This window comes from Paraburkholderia sp. Ac-20347 (genome assembly GCF_017104805.1).
Lineage (GTDB): Bacteria > Pseudomonadota > Gammaproteobacteria > Burkholderiales > Burkholderiaceae > Paraburkholderia > Paraburkholderia tropica.
This window is the reverse complement of the sequence record NZ_JAAGPN010000182.1, coordinates 1-16,126: the sequence shown is the minus strand read 5'-3', so window position 1 is coordinate 16,126 and position 16,126 is coordinate 1. Positions and strand designations below refer to the sequence as shown.

At 65.9% G+C, this 16,126-nt stretch carries 13 protein-coding genes; 9 read left to right on the top strand and 4 right to left on the bottom strand.

Annotated features, from left to right (window positions below; all coding sequences use genetic code 11):
* Together G3N97_RS27115 and G3N97_RS27110 are read left to right on the top strand one after the other, a co-directional pair.
* A partial coding sequence (locus G3N97_RS27115; RefSeq protein WP_205996110.1) for a helix-turn-helix domain-containing protein occupies positions 1-550 on the top strand: 550 nt, incomplete at its 5' end.
* A 487-nt stretch (positions 551-1,037) separates the two neighbouring features.
* On the top strand, positions 1,038-2,492 hold the full coding sequence (locus tag G3N97_RS27110; RefSeq protein ID WP_205996109.1) for a sensor histidine kinase: 1,455 nt from the start codon (positions 1,038-1,040) through the stop codon (positions 2,490-2,492).
* Positions 2,493-2,596: 104 nt separating this feature from the next.
* Here G3N97_RS27110 and G3N97_RS27105 read toward each other — a convergent pair whose 3' ends face one another.
* Positions 2,597-3,094, bottom strand: coding sequence for a thioesterase family protein (locus tag G3N97_RS27105; RefSeq protein ID WP_205996112.1), 498 nt, complete (start codon positions 3,092-3,094; stop codon positions 2,597-2,599).
* 426 nt (positions 3,095-3,520) lie between these two features.
* On the opposite strand from G3N97_RS27105, the gene G3N97_RS27100 reads away from it, so the two are divergent.
* On the top strand, positions 3,521-4,483 hold the full coding sequence (locus tag G3N97_RS27100) for a response regulator (RefSeq protein WP_065063845.1): 963 nt from the start codon (positions 3,521-3,523) through the stop codon (positions 4,481-4,483).
* 126 nt (positions 4,484-4,609) lie between these two features.
* Here the strand turns inward: G3N97_RS27100 and G3N97_RS27095 are convergent, their stop codons facing one another.
* Together G3N97_RS27095 and G3N97_RS27090 are read right to left on the bottom strand one after the other, a co-directional pair.
* The gene (locus G3N97_RS27095; RefSeq protein ID WP_346778124.1) at positions 4,610-6,439 is read right to left on the bottom strand and encodes a methyl-accepting chemotaxis protein; all 1,830 of its coding nucleotides are present in this window, start codon (positions 6,437-6,439) and stop codon (positions 4,610-4,612) included.
* 262 nt (positions 6,440-6,701) lie between these two features.
* Complete coding sequence (locus G3N97_RS27090; protein ID WP_205996108.1) at positions 6,702-7,610, bottom strand: LysR family transcriptional regulator; 909 nt, start codon at positions 7,608-7,610, stop codon at positions 6,702-6,704.
* A 160-nt stretch (positions 7,611-7,770) separates the two neighbouring features.
* Between G3N97_RS27090 and G3N97_RS27085 the strand changes: the two genes are divergently transcribed.
* From G3N97_RS27085 to G3N97_RS27060, 6 genes are all read left to right on the top strand, one after another.
* Positions 7,771-9,240, top strand: coding sequence for a M20 family metallopeptidase (locus G3N97_RS27085; RefSeq protein WP_346778123.1), 1,470 nt, complete (start codon positions 7,771-7,773; stop codon positions 9,238-9,240).
* Positions 9,241-9,283: 43 nt separating this feature from the next.
* Positions 9,284-10,561 carry an MFS transporter gene (locus G3N97_RS27080; protein ID WP_205996106.1) on the top strand — a complete coding sequence of 426 codons (1,278 nt, stop codon included), beginning with the start codon at positions 9,284-9,286 and terminating at the stop codon, positions 10,559-10,561.
* A 147-nt stretch (positions 10,562-10,708) separates the two neighbouring features.
* Positions 10,709-11,497 carry an FRG domain-containing protein gene (locus G3N97_RS27075; RefSeq protein WP_205996105.1) on the top strand — a complete coding sequence of 263 codons (789 nt, stop codon included), beginning with the start codon at positions 10,709-10,711 and terminating at the stop codon, positions 11,495-11,497.
* Between the two features lie 279 nt (positions 11,498-11,776).
* Positions 11,777-13,246, top strand: a complete 1,470-nt coding sequence (locus G3N97_RS27070) for a saccharopine dehydrogenase NADP-binding domain-containing protein (RefSeq protein ID WP_205996104.1) — start codon at positions 11,777-11,779, stop codon at positions 13,244-13,246.
* Between the two features lie 24 nt (positions 13,247-13,270).
* The gene (locus G3N97_RS27065; protein WP_205996103.1) at positions 13,271-14,455 is read left to right on the top strand and encodes a glutathionylspermidine synthase family protein; all 1,185 of its coding nucleotides are present in this window, start codon (positions 13,271-13,273) and stop codon (positions 14,453-14,455) included.
* Positions 14,456-14,492: 37 nt separating this feature from the next.
* Positions 14,493-15,239: a hypothetical protein gene (locus tag G3N97_RS27060; protein ID WP_205996102.1), complete on the top strand. Its 747-nt coding sequence runs from the start codon at positions 14,493-14,495 to the stop codon at positions 15,237-15,239.
* On the opposite strand, the gene G3N97_RS27055 is transcribed toward G3N97_RS27060, so the two are convergent.
* On the bottom strand, positions 15,203-16,126 hold a 924-nt coding region (locus G3N97_RS27055), incomplete at its 5' end, for an EAL domain-containing protein (RefSeq protein WP_205996101.1). The two genes, G3N97_RS27060 and G3N97_RS27055, sit on opposite strands and share 37 nt — an antisense overlap.

The following is a 16,126-nucleotide window of genomic DNA, read 5'->3' as shown; positions in this document are numbered from 1 at the left end:
GGTCATCGAGCCCGATTCGCTCTACGTGCGCGACGGCAAGCTGCGGACGGCGGCGGGCGTGACGGCGGGGCTCGATCTCGCGCTGGCGCTCGTCGAGGAGGATCTCGGGCGCGAGATCGCGCTGCGCGTGGCCAGTCAGCTCGTGATGTTCTTCAAGCGGCCCGGCGGCCAGCTGCAATTCAGCCGCAAGGGCGAGACGCAGCCGGCCGGGCGCTCGGCGTTGCAGGAATTGCAGCGCTGGGTGGCGGCGAATCCCGAGTTGCCGCATCGCGTGCCGGAACTGGCCGCGCGGGTCAACCTGAGTCCGCGCCATTTCGCGCGGCTCTTTCAGGCCGAAGTGGGCGTGACGCCCGCCGCGTGGGTGGAGACGGCGCGTGTCGACGCAGCGCGCGCGCTGCTCGACACGCAGGATGAGGCGCCCAAGCGCGTGGCGGCGCGCTGCGGGTTCGCGAACGCCGACATGCTGCGCCGCGCCTTCCTCAAACACGTCGGCGTGACGCCCGCCGAGTATCGCCGGCGCTTCGCGGGCGCGGCGCACGCGGCGGCATGACAGGCCGTTTTTTGCGGACCTGACCCGTCGCGCATCAAAGCCGTATCCAGCGGGGCTTCCGGCGCGCCGATCGCGGCAATATTTCATACAGAAGGTGTCGATCCCGGCGATAATCGCGGAGTTCGAACGGTTCGCGCCGCGCCCGATGCGGCGCGCATGAAGGCGGCGGGCCAGGCTCGCGAGCGCGGTGCCGGGCGCGCTGGTCGAAGCGGGTAAATTACGCAGTCGAGCCCGCAGTCGATTACGCATCAAGCACGCATCAAGCAAGCAGCAAAACGGAAAGGGCCGCACGGGGAAATCCCGTCAACGGGAGACGCGGCCTGGCGCGCCACGCACGACCGCGCATCGTCGCGCCGGGGCGCACGACGTGCACGACGCGCGCGTACGGAGCAGGCGCGAAGGTTGCGCAGGAAACGATGCGCGATGCACGGTGAGTCCGGGTCGTGCGCCGTTCAGCAAAAACAAAAACCCACGCGACATATTTTTTATGTACTCGATCTTGCCCGCGTTCGTGTCCGCGTTGTTTCTCGGATTCGGCGTGTACGTACTGCTGACGGAAGGCGTCACGCGGCTCTCGGTGCCGTTCGCATCGATGTGCGCGACCACCTTCGTCTGGCAAGGCACGTGGGCATTCCTGTTCCAGACCTCGGACCCGGAGCTGGCGGGCGCGCTGGTCAAATTCGGTTATCTCTTCATCCTGTTCCTGCCGACCACGTTCTATCACTTCGTGATCGAAGTGAGCGCGCGGCGCAGCGAACGGCCGCTGCTGCTCGCGTCGTACGGGCTGAGCGTCGTGCTCGCGATGCTGCTCGCGGTCAGCGACGAAGTCGTGTCAGGCTACGGCACGTTCTTCTTCGGCAAGTATCCGCATGCGGGGCTGCTGCATCCGCTGCACGTCGCGCAGACCGTGTTGCTCGCCTTGCGCAGCGGCTGGCTGCTGCTCTCGGCGCGACGTCAGACCGAGGCGCGCGACCGCCGCAAGCTGCTCGATCTGTGCCTGCTGAGCCTCGGGCTCTACGGCGTGGCCGCCACCGATTACGCGGTCAATTACGGCATCGCGTTCTATCCGGTGGGCGCGGTGTTCATCGCCGTGAGCCTCGGCATTCTCGCCGTCACCATCGTGCGTTACGGGCTCATGCGGCCGTATCTGCTTGCCGCCACGGTGGCGCACGAAGTGGCCACGCCGCTCGCGGCCATCGGCATGCATGCGGAGGAAATCGGCAACGTGTTGCCCGAACTGATGCGCGGCTATCAGCTCGCGGTGCAGCACCAGCTGTGCGTCGACGGCCTGTATCCGGGGCAGTCGGAACGTTTGTCGACGCTGGCCACCTCGATCCGCCGTCAGGTCGACAGCACCAGCACCGTGGTCGAGATGTCGCTGGCATCGTTCACGCTCGACCGGCTCGACCGGCGCAGCTTCGAGGCCTTTCCGATCCGCTCATGCGTGAACGCGGCGCTCGAACGCTTTCCGTTCCGGCCCGGCGAGCGCGAGATGGTGCAGGTGGAAGCCATCGATCCGCAACTGTGCTTCTCGGGCTCCGATTCGCTGGTCGTATTCGTGCTGTTCAATCTGCTCAAGAACGCGCTGTTCGCGATTCACGCGGCGGGCGCGGGGCGCGTGGAGATCAGCGCGTCGAGCGAGAACCGCTACTGCGTGCTGCGTTTCACGGACAGCGGGCCGGGCATCGCGCCCGATGTGCTGCCGCATATCTTCGAGCCGTTCTATTCGACCAAATCGCACGGCAAGGGCGCGGGCATGGGGCTGGCGTTCTGCCGCCGCGTGGCCGACGCGCTGGGCGGCACGATCGTCTGCGAGTCGATGCCGGGGCTCGCGACCACCTTCACGCTGCAACTGCCCGAGCCGGGTTCCCCGGCGGACCGCGCGCTGCACGAGTCGCCGGGGAAGCCCCGCCGGACGGCGGGGCAGGACTACGCGGGCTGAGCGTATCCGGCAGTTTCTACCGGATGGCCGCCTGCATCCGCTTCAGACAGCTTGCCGCTACGTTGCCGCTTTTCTGGCGGCGGCGAACGAAACACCGGACGCGCTCAATTCGCGCCGGTCGGCAGAACGAGCTCATATTCCTTGACGCGCTCGATGATCCCCGGCGGGAAACGGCGAATCCGCTTGTCGGTGCCGGCAAAGAGAATCTGCTGGTAGCCGAGCGAAACGGGCCGTCCGTCCACGCAAAAGCGGAACACAAGATAGGCTGAGCATTGGCGCACCTGGAAGGTGTTCATGTAGCAGTCGACGCGCTGAAACGGAAACGTCTCCTGCACATATTCCTGATGCGCGCGCTTCGTCACGAAGACGCCGCCCGCCGCGAGCAGATTGTTATGGATGCATTCGTGGAACCAGCGCTCGCGGCAAATGCCCTGCCACTCGAAATAGCGGGCGAAATACGTGTTCATGAAGGCATTCGAGTCCTTGAGATAAATGTCGATGACGTGATGAAAAGTCTTGCTCGGCGTGGCCTCCATGATCTCGTTGGAAAATCCGTTGGCGCCGCGGGAGAGCACTGCAGGGATCGATTCACGGGCATTCATGAGATTGACTCCAGATCGGAATGGCCGCTGGCGGCGGCCGCGCATGTCTTCGATGTTTGAAGACATGCCCCCAATTCTGTGCGCGTTCCCCGGCAGCCAATACCGCTGTCGACAGATACTTGAGGCCGCGCTCGAAGCTTTGCCCGGTTGGGCGCGTGAGCGCGACGCGCGCAAACCGCGCAAACGTTTCCCGCGTGCGTCGCGCCCGGCGCCGGGTTGTGGCGTCGGCGCAGCGGTGCGGCCCGGCGCCGGCCGAATGGTTGCCGAGTGCGCCCGCAAGGCCCCATAATCACCGGGCGGCGGCAAGGCGGCGCAGCTTGCCGTATTGCCGGAGCCAGCGCGAGGCTCCTGCCGCCATCGCATCTGTTCTTCGAGCACGAGACGTGAAAGCGCGGCGCATGACGGCGCGTTCACCGAGGCAAATACATGAGTTCCATCGTCAGACAGCCGGTTTTTTACCCCGTATCCGTGGTCTTTCTCGACGACAGCGCGGATTTCCTGCACGCATTGCGCGGTCTCTTTCCGAACCTGCCCACGCATCATTTCTTCACTTCGCAGCAAGAGGCGCGTGCGTTTATCGAACAGCGCGGCGCGCGCGGCGCGGCCCATAGCCCGATGTCGGGCGAAGCGTGGTCGGAGTTCGAAAAGAAAGGCGGCAATGCGCTCGGTCACGACGCGCTCGCCGACGCCTCGCGCTTCGAGGAAGTGGCGGCCATCGTCGTCGATTACGACATGCCGGGCCAGGACGGCCTCGAATTCCTCGACTCGGTGAAGGACGTGAACTGCACGCGCATCCTGCTGACCGGCACCGCCGACGAGTCGCATGCCGTGGACGCCTTCAACGCGGGCCTCATCCACTTCTATCTGAAGAAGTCCGACCCGGGCATGACGCGCAAGCTCGCGCACGCGCTCGCCAACGCGCAGCAGAAGCATTGCGCGGGGCGCGGGCATATCGGCGTGCACGGCGTCGGCGCGATCTACGCCGACCGGCGCACCAACGACGCCCTGCATGCGCTGGCGCAGCGCGAGCGGCTCGTCGAATACTACTGGCGGCCCGAACAGAACGCCGTGCTTACGTTCGACGCGTCGGGCAATCCGGGCGTCTTTCTCGCGTGGGACGCGCACGACTGGGACGCGCAATGCGACGTGGTGACCGACGAAGGCGGTCCGTCGGCGCTGCGCGAGGAAATGGAAGGGCGGCGCATCATGCCGGTGTTCTGGCCCAACGAGGCGTACCGTCCGGGCATGGCGCGCGTGGAATTCGCCGAGCCGCAGCCGCTGCCCGGCTCGCCCGACGCGCACTATAGCTGGACGCGCATCGAAGGCGTGGAGCTCGCGCAGGAGTGCGTGACGTTCGCGCAATGGATGCGTTCGCGGCGCGAAGCATGAGCTATCGATCCGCGTGATGCGGACGATAAAAAAGGCGCACGCCGTGAAGCGTGCGCCTTTTTTTATGGGTGTTTCGCGTTGATTGCCTGAGCGATTCGTTGAGCGTTCAGGCGAGGCTCATCAGGCTTAAAACGTTTCCCAGTCCTCATCGCTGCCCGCAGTCGCGGCGACGGGCGAGGGTGCGGATGAGGGCGAAGCAGCCTTCGTTGCGCCGGCGTTCTTCGCATTCGCACCGAGATTCGGACGCTTCAGAACTTCGTTCGATTTCGCGGCTTGCGGGGCTTGCACGGATTTCGCGGATTTCCCGCCGACCGGCGCGCTGCGAACCGCTTGCACGCCGCGTGCCGCCTGGCGTGCGGGCTGCGTTGGCGTTGTCGTCGCGCTAGCGTGCATCGCCGTCTGCGAACCGATGCGGAATACCGCCACCACGTCGCGCAAACCGTTCGATTGCGCGGCCATCGACTGCGCCGCCGCCGACGCTTCTTCCACCAGCGCCGCGTTCTGCTGCGTGACTTCGTCCATCTGCGAGACGGCGCGGTTGACCTGCTCGATGCCCGTGTGCTGTTCCTCGGACGCCGCCGCGATCTCGCCCATCAGATCGGCCACGCGGCGCGCCTGCTGGACCACTTCGTCGATCGTCGAACCCGCTTCGTCGACGAGCTTCGAGCCTTCGACCACCTGCGCGACCGACTGCCCGATCAGCTCCTTGATTTCCTTCGCCGCGCCCGCGCTGCGTTGCGCGAGCGTGCGCACCTCGCCCGCGACCACCGCGAAACCGCGTCCCTGTTCGCCCGCGCGCGCCGCTTCCACGGCCGCGTTCAGCGCGAGAATGTTGGTCTGGAACGCGATGCCGTCGATCACGCCGATGATCTGCTCCACGCGCTTCGAGGTCTCCGAAATATCGTGCATGGTCTGCACCACGCGGCGCACCACGTCGCCGCCGCGCGCCGCCACGTCCGACGCATTCACGGCGAGCGTGTTGCCCTGGCGCGCGTTGTCGGTGTTGTGCTTCACCGTGGTCGTGAGCTGCTCCATGCTCGCGGCCGTTTCCTGCAGCGAAGCCGCCTGCTCCTCGGTGCGCGAGGAAAGATCGAGATTGCCCGCGGCGATCTGCTGCGCGCCGGTCGTGATCGATTCCGCCGAAGTCTGGATGCGCTGCACCGTATCGACGAGCTGACGCTGCATCTGGCTCATCGCATGCAGCAGGCTGCGATCGTCGCCGCTCGCGACCTGCACGCGCGCCGTGAGATCGCCCGAGGCGATGCGCTCGCAGATATCGGCCGCATAATCGGGCTCGCCGCCGAGGCTCGCGCGAATGCTGCGGATCAGCCAGAACATGCCGAGCGTGAGCGCCACGCCGATCAGCATCACGAGCGCGAGATTGCGCAGCAGCGAGGTGAGGAAGGCGTCGTCGATATCGTCCACGTAGACGCCCGTGAACACGTGCCAGTCCCAGTCGGGCACCACGTCCGCGTAGGTGATCTTGCCGACCGGCTTGCTGTGGCCCGGCTTGGGCCAGACGTAGGTGCTGAAGTGATTGCCGCCCGCCGACGAACTCTTGACGATTTCCGCGGCGACCGGCGTGCCGTTCGGATCGGTCATGTTCGCCTGGCTCTTGCCTTCGAGTTCGGGCTTGGGCGGCACGAGCAGCGCGAGCACCGCGCTGTCGTAGATGCCGAAATAGCCGCTCTGGTCCGCGCCGTAGCGCATGCCGCGCAGCGCGGCGATGGCCTGGCGCTTGGCCTCGTCGACGGACAGATGGGCCGCCGCCGCTTCTTTCTGGAAGTAAGCGACCGTGCCGAGCGCGGTCTGCGTCTGCTGCGCGAGCGACGCCTTGCGGTCCTCGAGCATGCCGGTGCGCGTCATGATCGCGTTGACCACGACCATCACGATGAGGGCGATCCACAACAGCGCGACGATGCTCCACGCCTTCTGTTTCAACGATAGTCGCTTCACGTTTTCCTGATTTCCCGTGCGGCTCCAGATGGAGCGGTCTCCGTTCCGTGGCGGCCCGGCGCAATCGCGTGCGTCGGCGGCGCCACGTGCATGGCGAAAAGGCGATGCATGGCCGCCTTCCCGACCTGTTTATCGGCGCGCCGGATGGGAACTGAAGGCGCGCGATGCGCCGCGCATGACATTTCGCAAATCGTTTGCGATCTTCCGGATCAGCGCTATTTTTAGGGACGAAACGTTTGCCGCGTCGAATTCAGCGGCGAATTCAGGACGCCGCTTCGATCGCCTCGATCAGCGCTTTCAGCACGCTTTCTATCGCCGACGATAAACGCCGCTCGCGCATGGTCGTGATGCAGAGGCTGCGCTGGCTCAGCTCGGGTTCGTCGATGGGGCGCGCGACCAGCGCGAGATCGTCGCTCAGATGCTGAAGGCCGGCGAGCGAGAGGCGGCTGCCGAGCGTGATCGCGTTCGCGAGCGCGGCGAACGCATGCAGCGCGCTCGAATTGTTGCTCGTGAGGATCGGCGCGAGCTGGACGCCCTGGCGCGCGCAGCATTCGTCGAGCAACTGACGCGCGGTGTTGCCGCGTTCGAGCAGCGCGACCGGATAGTCGCGCAGATCGGCGAGCGTGAGCGACGCGCGCTGCGCGAGCGGATGCGCCGGATTGAGCAGCGCGCAGACGCTCGCGCGCGCGGTGTATTCCACGCGCACCTTCGTCGGATCGCCGCCCGAAAACGCGAGGCCGAGATCGACTTCGCCCGCCGCGACCCAGTGCTCGACCTGGGCGGGCGTGCCCGCGCGCAACATGAACTGCACGTGCGGGACGGCCGCGTGATGGCGCGCGAGCACGCTCGGCAGGAACGAGCGCGTGAAGCCCTCGGTGCAGCCGACGCGCACGATGCCGCGTCCGAGCGCCTTGGCGGCGGCGATCTCGGCGAGCACGGCGTCGCCTTCGAGCAGCGCGCGGCGGGCGTGCGCGGCGAGGCGCTCGCCGGACTCCGTGAGCACCATGCCGCGCGGCATGCGCTCGAACAGCGGCGTGCCGACGTCCTCTTCGAGCTTGCCGATCTGGCGGCTGATGGCCGAGACGGCCACGTGCAGCGTCTGCGAGGCGGCGGCGAGCGAGCCGGTGCGCGCGACCTCGACGAAATAGCGCAGGGCGATGCCGTGCAGCATGACGAACTCTCCGGGATGCGATCGATGTGTGCGTTGCCTTTTCGGCAATGCTATCCGCAAAATTTGAAATTGTTGCGAATTTTTGACGTTCCTAGACTGCTTTCATTCCGCATCCGCGAAACGCTTTGATCGACGCTCGATCGACATGAAAGGAGACTCCGTGAACGCTCACCTCAACGCTCACGTCCAGGCCGATGAAACGTCGGTGCAACGCCAGCAGGCCATCGACGCCGCGCTGCGCCACTTCGATTCCGGCGACTTCCTGCGCGACCTCGAACGCCGCGTGGCGTTTCGCACCGAAAGCCAGAATCCCGCCCAGGCCGACGCGCTGCGCGCCTATCTGAGCGACGAAATCGCGCCCGCGCTCACGCAACTGGGCTTCACGAGCCGCCTCGCCGCGAACCCCGTGAACGCGCGCGCGCCGTTTCTGATCGCCGAACGCATCGAGGATTCCTCGCTGCCGACCGTGCTGACCTACGGCCACGGCGACGTGGTGCGCGGCTACGACGACCAGTGGCGCGCGGGCCTCGCGCCGTGGCGCGTGAGCGTGGAGGACGACCGCTGGTACGGACGCGGCTGCGCCGACAACAAGGGCCAGCACTCGGTCAACTTCGCGGCGCTGGCGGCGGTGCTGGCCGCGCGCGAGGGCAAGCTCGGCTACAACGTGAAAGTGATCTTCGAGACCGGCGAGGAAATCGGCTCGCCGGGCCTCGACGCAGTCTGCGCCGCCGAACGCGACGCGCTGGCCGCCGACGTCTTCATCGCGTCCGACGGTCCGCGCGTGAGCGCGCAGCGCCCGACGATCTTCCTCGGCTCGCGTGGCGGCGTCACATTCGAACTTCTGATCGATCTGCGCGAGGGCGCGCACCACTCGGGCAACTGGGGCGGCGCGCTGCGCAATCCGGCCATCGTGCTCTCGCATGCGATTGCGAGCCTCGTCGACCGGCACGGCGCGATTGCCGTCGAAGGGCTGCGTCCGCCGCCGGTGCCCGCAAGCGTGCGCGCGGCGCTCGCCGACATCGAACTGGGCGGCGACGACAACGCGCCCGCCATCGACGCGGATTGGGGCGAACCGGGCCTCACGCCCACCGAACGCGTGATCGCCTGGAACACGCTCGAAGTGCTCGCGTTCAAGGCCGGCAATCCCGATGCGCCCGTCAACGCGATTCCGCCGCGCGCGCAGGCGACCTGCCAGTTGCGCTTCGTCGTGGGCACCGATTACCGGCGCGTGGGCGAGCATCTGGAGGCGCATTTCGCGCGCCTCGGTTTCGGCGAGGTGCGCGTGCGCGTGATGCAGACGGCGGCCGCCACGCGTCTCGATCCGGACGACGCGTGGGTGCATTGGGCGCTCGATTCGCTGCGCGCGAGCACCGGCAAGAAGCCCGCGCTGCTGCCGAACCTCGGCGGCACGGTGCCGAACGATGTGTTCGCCGAAACGCTCGGGCTGCCCACGTTGTGGGTGCCGCATTCGTATCCCGCGTGCGCGCAGCACGCGCCGAACGAGCATCTGCTCGGCAGCGTCGCGCGCGAGTCGCTCGCCGTGATGGCGGGACTCTGGTTCGACCTCGGCGCGGATGCGCAGCGGCTCGCGGCGCGTTCCGCGAGCGCTGCGGATCACGCCGCCCGCTAGCCGTCATCGTCACTTTTTGCCTGCGCCGCGCGCGCCCAAAATCATGTCCACGAAACGCACGCCCAGTCTCATGCAGCTCGTCGTCGCCACCTCGGTCGGCAACGCGCTCGAATGGTTCGACATCGCGATCTACGGCTTTTTCGCGGTCTTTATCGGCAAGCACTTCTTTCCGGCCGCGAACGAGACCGCTTCGCTGTTGCTGACTTTCGGCGCGTTCGGCGCGTCGTATCTCGTGCGCCCGCTCGGCGGCATGGTGCTGGGCGCGTACGCCGACAAACGCGGCCGCAAGGCGGCGTTGATGCTCTCCGTGAGCCTCATGATGCTCGGCACGGCGATCATCGCGCTGGTGCCCGACTACGCGTCGATCGGCGTGGCCGCGCCGTTGCTCGTGCTGGCGGCGCGGCTCGTGCAGGGCTTCTCGGCGGGTGGCGAATTCGGCGCGTCGACGGCGCTGCTGATCGAACATGCGCCGCATCGGCGCGGCTTTATCGCGAGCTGGCAGTTCGCGACGCAAGGGCTCGCGACCTTGCTGGCGGCGTCGTTTGGCTACGGTCTCGCGAAGACGATGGCGCCCGCCGATCTCGCTGCCTGGGGCTGGCGTCTGCCGTTCTTCTTCGGCTTGCTGATCGGACCGGTGGGGCTGTATCTGCGACGCTTTCTTCAGGACGCCGAGGACTTCACGCAGGCCGAGCACAGCGCATCGCCCGTGCGCACCGTGCTCGCGCAGCAAAAGCGTCTCGTGCTGACTGCGATCGGATTGCTGACGGTGTCGACGGCGGTGAACTATCTGCTGCAATACGTGCCCACGTTCGCGATCCGCGAGCTGCATCTGCCGGCGACCACGGGCTTCGCGGCGACCATGCTGGGCGGCGTGATCCTCACGGTGGTGACGCCGTTCGCGGGCCACGTCTCCGATCGCATCGGCCGACGCCGCCAGATGACGTGGATCGCGCTTCTGTTCGCCGTGAGCGCGTACCCCGGTTTCGTGTGGGCGACCTCCAGCGGCAGCGCGTTCGCGCTCTATGTGCTGATCGCCTGGCTCGCGCTGCTCAAGTCGATCTACTTCGGCGCGTTGCCCGCGCTGATGGCCGAAATCTTCCCGGCCGCCACGCGCGCGACCGGCATGGCGATCGGCTACAACGTGGGCGTAACGGTGTTCGGCGGCTTCACGCCCGCCATCGTCACCTGGCTGCTGGGCGCGACCGGCGACAAGAGCGCGCCGGGCTACTATCTGATCCTCACGGCGACCATCAGTCTCGCGGCGCTCGCGTGGGTCAGCCGCGTGCCGATGGAGACGCTGCCGCGCCGCGCGGCGGCATGATGCGTGTGAGTCGAGCGCAGGGTGGTTCGTGCACGATGCACGGGCCGAACACGGACTTCACGCTGTCACCGCCGATGTGTTAGGTTGTCCGACGATGCGCGCGGCGGCGCGGGCCAGCGCCCGTGCCGCGCGGCGAGGGGACAGGGCATGCAGACAACCGAACTCACCGACTGGAATCAGTTCATGGCGCTCACCACGCAACTCGACGGGTGGGCGTTTCGCGGGCAACAGAATGCCCAATGGCGGCTGGAAAGCTCGCTGTCACGCTATATGCGCGATTATGTGGGCGACCACGATCAATGGCGCTCGCGCGAGGAACGTGCGATCCGCGTGTTCCGCCGCAAGGCGCATAACTTTCTCGCCCATCCGGCGATCCTCGAAGACGACCTGCGCTGCCTCGCGCTGATGCAGCATCATGGCGCGCCGACGCGTCTGCTCGACTTCACCAAGAGCCCGTTCGTGGCCGCGTTCTTCGCGCTCGAACGCGCGACCGGCGACGCGGCCGTGTATGCGCTCAACACGCCCGCGCTCTGGAATAATCGCGCGCGTCCGAAAACCGATCCCGTGCTCACGCGCGACGTGATCGATCCGCGTGTGCCCGGTCACTTCGAGCGCTATTTCTTCTGCAATACGAATGAAATTCTCTGGTCCGGCGAGCCGACCGAAATGGACGATCGACTCGTGGCGCAGTCGGGCACGTTCGTGGTGCCGGGTGTGATCGACAAGCCGTTACAGGCGATTCTCGATGGCTATGAGAGCAACGAAGAGTTGCTGCATCAGATCGTGCTGCCCGCGCGTATCCGCATGGACGCCATGAAGTGGCTCTACCGGATGAATATCACCAACGCCACGCTGTTTCCGGGCCTCGACGGGCTGGCGCGCTCGATTGGCGTGGAGCTGGAGATTGTCTGGTCGGGGATGAGTCAGGCGCAGTGACGGGGCGCTCTTTATTTGCATGTTCTTTGCGCTTTATTTGCCATTTCTTTGCTATTTAGAGTCGAACGTTAAATGCGTTTTGACTATTAGCGAATCTCAAAATGAACAATGACAAACAGCATAAAGAATGGCCGGGCGATTCGCGCGACGATTGAGATTTTCAAGTGAATGCCAGTACAATGCAGCCCGGGGAACGCAATGCCGTGTAGGTAAATGCGCAAGGTTGAATTAAAAGACGGCATTGGCTCCGTTTAAAACCGCTCGCTGGCTCAACATAATATGTCCGCTACGGATCGCATCGTCATGGTCGGCTTCGGCAATATCGGGCAGGCCGTGGTGCCGTTGCTGCACGCCCATTTTCCCGGTTATCGCGTGATCGCATTCGATCAGCACGACGATGCTATTCGCATCGCGCGTGCTGCTGCCATGGGCGTGGAACTGATTCATTACCGCATCGACGCGCATAATTTTTCCCAGCTCATTGCTCCGTATCTGCGGGCGGGCGATTTTCTGCTCAATCTCGCGCCGGCCGTAAGTAGCTGCGCGTTGCTCGCGCTTGCGCAGTCATGCGATGCGTTCTATCTCGATACCGGCATCGAGCCCTGGGCTTATGCCTTGTCGAACGAGGCCGGAGACGCCACGAGCAATCATGCCTTGCGTGAGGAGATGCTGGCCTTGCAGCGCACGCGGCCCGGCATGCAAACCGCGTTGGTGGCGCACGGCGCGAATCCGGGTTTCGTTTCGCTGCTGGTGAAGCGCGCGCTGCTCGAACTCGCGCGTGTGCTCGAACCGTCGCTGGCGCTCGAGCATCGCGTGCCGCGAACGCGGCAGCAGTGGGCCGCGTTCGCGCAGGCGCTCGATGTACGCGTGATCCAGATTTCCGAATGCGATACGCAGCGTGCCGACACGCCGCGTATCGCGGATGAGTTCGTCAACACCTGGTCGGTCGAGGGTTTCGCGACCGAATGTCTGCAGCCTGTCGAGCTTGGCTGGGGCACGCACGAAGCGACGTTGCCCGTGGGTGCGCGGCGCTGGATCGATGGCTCGCAGGCCGCCATTCAGCTCGCCCAGCGCGGCCATGAGATGGCGGTGCAGACCTGGACGCCGCTGCGTGGCCCGCTCACGGCATGCATACTCACGCACAACGAGTCGATTTCGATTGCCGAGTACTTCACCGTGCCCGCTCACGGTGACCGCGCCGGCCGCGACGGCGCGGCCTGGCGGCCAACCGTCTACTACGCCTATCGTCCATGCGCCGCCGCCGTCGCCTCGCTGGCGCTGCTCGACGACACGCGCAATGCGGAGGACGGCGCGGTCGTCGGCGGCTGGCGCGAACGCGTGATGAAAGAAGAGCTGGTCGCGGGCGAAGACGAGTTGGGCGTGCTGGTGATGAGCGGGCGTGGCCAGTCGGTGTGGCTCGGCTCCGCGCTCTCGATCGAGCGGGCCCGTGCACTCGCGCCGTACAACAACGCCACGAGCTTGCAGGTGGTGTCGAGCATCGTCGCGGGCATGCAGTGGATGCGCGAGCACCCGCGCGAAGGCATCGTCGAGTCCGACGCCATCGACGACGAAGCCGCATTCGAATGCGCGCGTCCCTACTGGGAACCGATGCAATGCGTGACGACCGCGTGGCGTCCGGAACCCGAATCGCCCGCGCTCAGCTTCGCCGAATTTCTCCTGACCGGCCGCACGCTGGCGACGCTGGATGCAACGGACGCCTGCGAACCGGCCCTCGCGCACGCCGCCTGAACACGTCACTCCACTCCCGACACCATGCAACGTATCCGCCAGATTCCACGCCGCGGCTGGCCCGCGCGCCTCGAATCGATTGGGTTTCACTTTCACTCGCTCGACGAGCACGACGTGCCGCAGGCGGTGGACGATCACACCTTCGTGTATTGGCGCGAGGACCACGCCTATCAGTTTTCATCGGAAGAAGTCGAGCGCATTTACGCGGCGGCGCTGGAACTGAACCAGCGCTGTCTCGACGCGGTCGAGCATGTGATCGCGAAGCGCGACTTCGCGAGACTCGGCATTTCCGCGCCGATGGGCGACTGGATCACGCAGTCGTGGGAGCGCGACGACCCCACGCTCTACGGGCGTTTCGATTTCACGCTCGACGCGCTCGGCACGCCGAAGATGTTCGAGTACAACGCCGACACGCCCACGTCGATCATCGAAGCGAGTCTCGCGCAATGGTTCTGGAAGGAGGAGGTGCGTCCCGAGGCCGATCAGTTCAACAGCCTGCACGAAGCGCTGATCGAGCGCTGGCGCGCGCTGCGCACGCACTACGGCGACGTCGACCTGCTGCATTTCGCGTGCATGTTCGACAGCCAGGAAGACGTCTGCAATGTCGAATATCTGATGGATACGGCGGTACAGGCGGGCTGGGCGGTCAAGCTGATTGCGATGCAGGACATCGGTAACGACGGCTGCGGGCAGTTTGTCGATCTCGAAGGACGCGTGATCCGGCTGATGTTCAAGCTGTATCCGTGGGAATGGCTGGCCGAATCCGATTACGGCGGCGAACTGCTCAAGGACCGCTGTGCGTGGGTCGAACCGCCGTGGAAAATGATTCTCGCGAACAAGGGCATTTTGCCGATTCTCTGGGAACTGTTTCCGCATCATCCGAACCTGCTCGAAGCGTCGTTCGACGCCGCGCGTTTCGCGGGCCGTCCGTATGCGAAAAAGCCGCTGCTGTCGCGCGAGGGCGCGAACGTCACGCTCACGACACCGAACGGCGTGATCGAGCGGGGCGGCGATTACGGTGCGGAGGGCTTCGTCTACCAGGCGTACATGCCGTGTCCGCGTATCTGGACGGCGGAGGGCGAGCGCTTCGTCACGCTCGGCGCCTGGATCGTGGACGATGCGCCGGTAGGCCTGTGCGTGCGCGAACAGACCTCGCTGATCGCGAGCAATACCTCATGGTTCGTGCCGCATTATTTCGTGGCGGATTGAGGACAGTGGAACATCATTCGGGGAAAGCAGGCGAGCCATGAGCAAGCGAAACAACAAGAACAAGTCGAATCGTGCGACGCCGGAACCGCGTGCGCCGCTGGCGAGCGAACCGGCGCGTAAATCGAAGCTGCCGAAGCTCATGCTGATCGGCGTGGGCAGCGCGATTGCGGCGGGGGTGATCATGCACCGTTGTTCCGATGACGACGATCAAGCCGTCGATGTCGAGCGCGTGCGTTACGATTCGCTCGCAGCGTGTCTGGCCGACTGGAACCAGCCGTCCGATTGCGGATTCGTCTGCGATGCGCCCGCTGCGGCCGACGCTCGCGCCACGGTAGCGAGCGGCGCGAGCGTCACGCAGGCGGTGGCCGGCGGCGCGGCGAGCGACGGCACGATCGACAGTGGCGTCGTACCGGCGTCGAGCGAATGCACTCAGGCAGGCACCGGCACGCAGGCGAGCAGCGGCGGCCATGGCGGCGGTGGACATTCAGGCTTCATCCACGCGGGCCATTGGTACGGCCCTTACTACACGCGGGCCGGCACGGTTTATCACGCCAACGGTATGCAGACCCACGACGCCCCGAGCGGCCCGTTGCATGGAACCATGTCCTCGTTGTACGTGCGGTCGAGTTCGCTTGGCTCGGGCAGCGACGTGTTTCGTCGCTCGCCGGATTCGGTGTCGGTCAGCGAGGGCCGCGCCCTGACGCGCGGTGGGTTCACATCGAGCCGCGCAGGCGGTCACAGCAGCGCTCACGGCGGTGGGGGGCACGGTTCGAGCGGCGGTTGAGCCGCGCCGGCAGGCACCTCACGCCCTTCGCACGCCGGACACACCATCCCCATCCCCGGCTCCAGCAAATTGCGCAGCGTCTGCAGCGAGACCGGTCGCGAGAACCAGTAACCCTGCGCTTCGTCGCAGCCGAGTTCGCGCAGCCGTTGCGCCTGCTCGGCGGTCTCGATGCCTTCGGCGGTCACGCTCAATTCGAGCGCGTGTCCCATCGAGATGATCGCGCCCACCAGCGCGTCGCTGCGCGCGTCGGCGCCCATCTTCGCGATGAACGAGCGGTCGATCTTGAGGCGGTTCAGCGGCAGGCTCGCGAGCCACGCGAGACTCGAATAACCGGTGCCGAAATCGTCGACGGCCACTTCGATGCCGAGCGCGCGCAACGCATGCAGCGTGCGCACGGTGCGTTCGGTGTCGGTCAGCAAGAGACTTTCGGTGATTTCGATTTCGAGTTGCTCGGGCGCGATGGCGCCTTTTTCCAGCGCGCGTTCGATCTGTTCGAGCAGGTGCGGATTGGCGAACTGCTGCGGCGAGACGTTGACGGCGACCTTCGTGGGCGTGCGCGCGAGGCGCTGCAACTGGCCGGTTTCGCGGCAGGCCGTATTCATGACCCACGCGCCGATCGAGTCGATCAGACCGGCCTGTTCGGCGACCGGAATGAATTCGGCGGGGCTCACGAGACCGTAAACCGGATGACGCCAGCGTAGTAATGCTTCGGATTGCAGAATATGGCCGGTCTTCAGCGAAACGCGCGGCTGATAGTGCAGAAAGAGTTCGCGGGCGTCGATGGCGCGCCGCAACGCCTGTTCGAGTTCGAGCTGACGCGTGGCGCGCGTTTCCTGCGCGCGCACGAAGCGGCATAGCTGGCCGCGTCCGCCGCGCCGTGCTTCCGA

What these genes read in the sequence shown, in the direction of transcription:
- G3N97_RS27110 (WP_205996109.1), top strand. Translation starts at nt 1,038, where the DNA reads ATGTACTCGATCTTGCCCGCGTTCGTGTCCGCGTTGTTTCTCGGATTC.
- G3N97_RS27105 (WP_205996112.1), bottom strand. Translation starts at nt 3,094, where the DNA reads ATGAATGCCCGTGAATCGATCCCTGCAGTGCTCTCCCGCGGCGCCAAC.
- G3N97_RS27100 (WP_065063845.1), top strand. Translation starts at nt 3,521, where the DNA reads ATGAGTTCCATCGTCAGACAGCCGGTTTTTTACCCCGTATCCGTGGTC.
- G3N97_RS27090 (WP_205996108.1), bottom strand. Translation starts at nt 7,610, where the DNA reads ATGCTGCACGGCATCGCCCTGCGCTATTTCGTCGAGGTCGCGCGCACC.
- G3N97_RS27080 (WP_205996106.1), top strand. Translation starts at nt 9,284, where the DNA reads ATGTCCACGAAACGCACGCCCAGTCTCATGCAGCTCGTCGTCGCCACC.
- G3N97_RS27075 (WP_205996105.1), top strand. Translation starts at nt 10,709, where the DNA reads ATGCAGACAACCGAACTCACCGACTGGAATCAGTTCATGGCGCTCACC.
- G3N97_RS27070 (WP_205996104.1), top strand. Translation starts at nt 11,777, where the DNA reads ATGTCCGCTACGGATCGCATCGTCATGGTCGGCTTCGGCAATATCGGG.
- G3N97_RS27065 (WP_205996103.1), top strand. Translation starts at nt 13,271, where the DNA reads ATGCAACGTATCCGCCAGATTCCACGCCGCGGCTGGCCCGCGCGCCTC.
- G3N97_RS27060 (WP_205996102.1), top strand. Translation starts at nt 14,493, where the DNA reads ATGAGCAAGCGAAACAACAAGAACAAGTCGAATCGTGCGACGCCGGAA.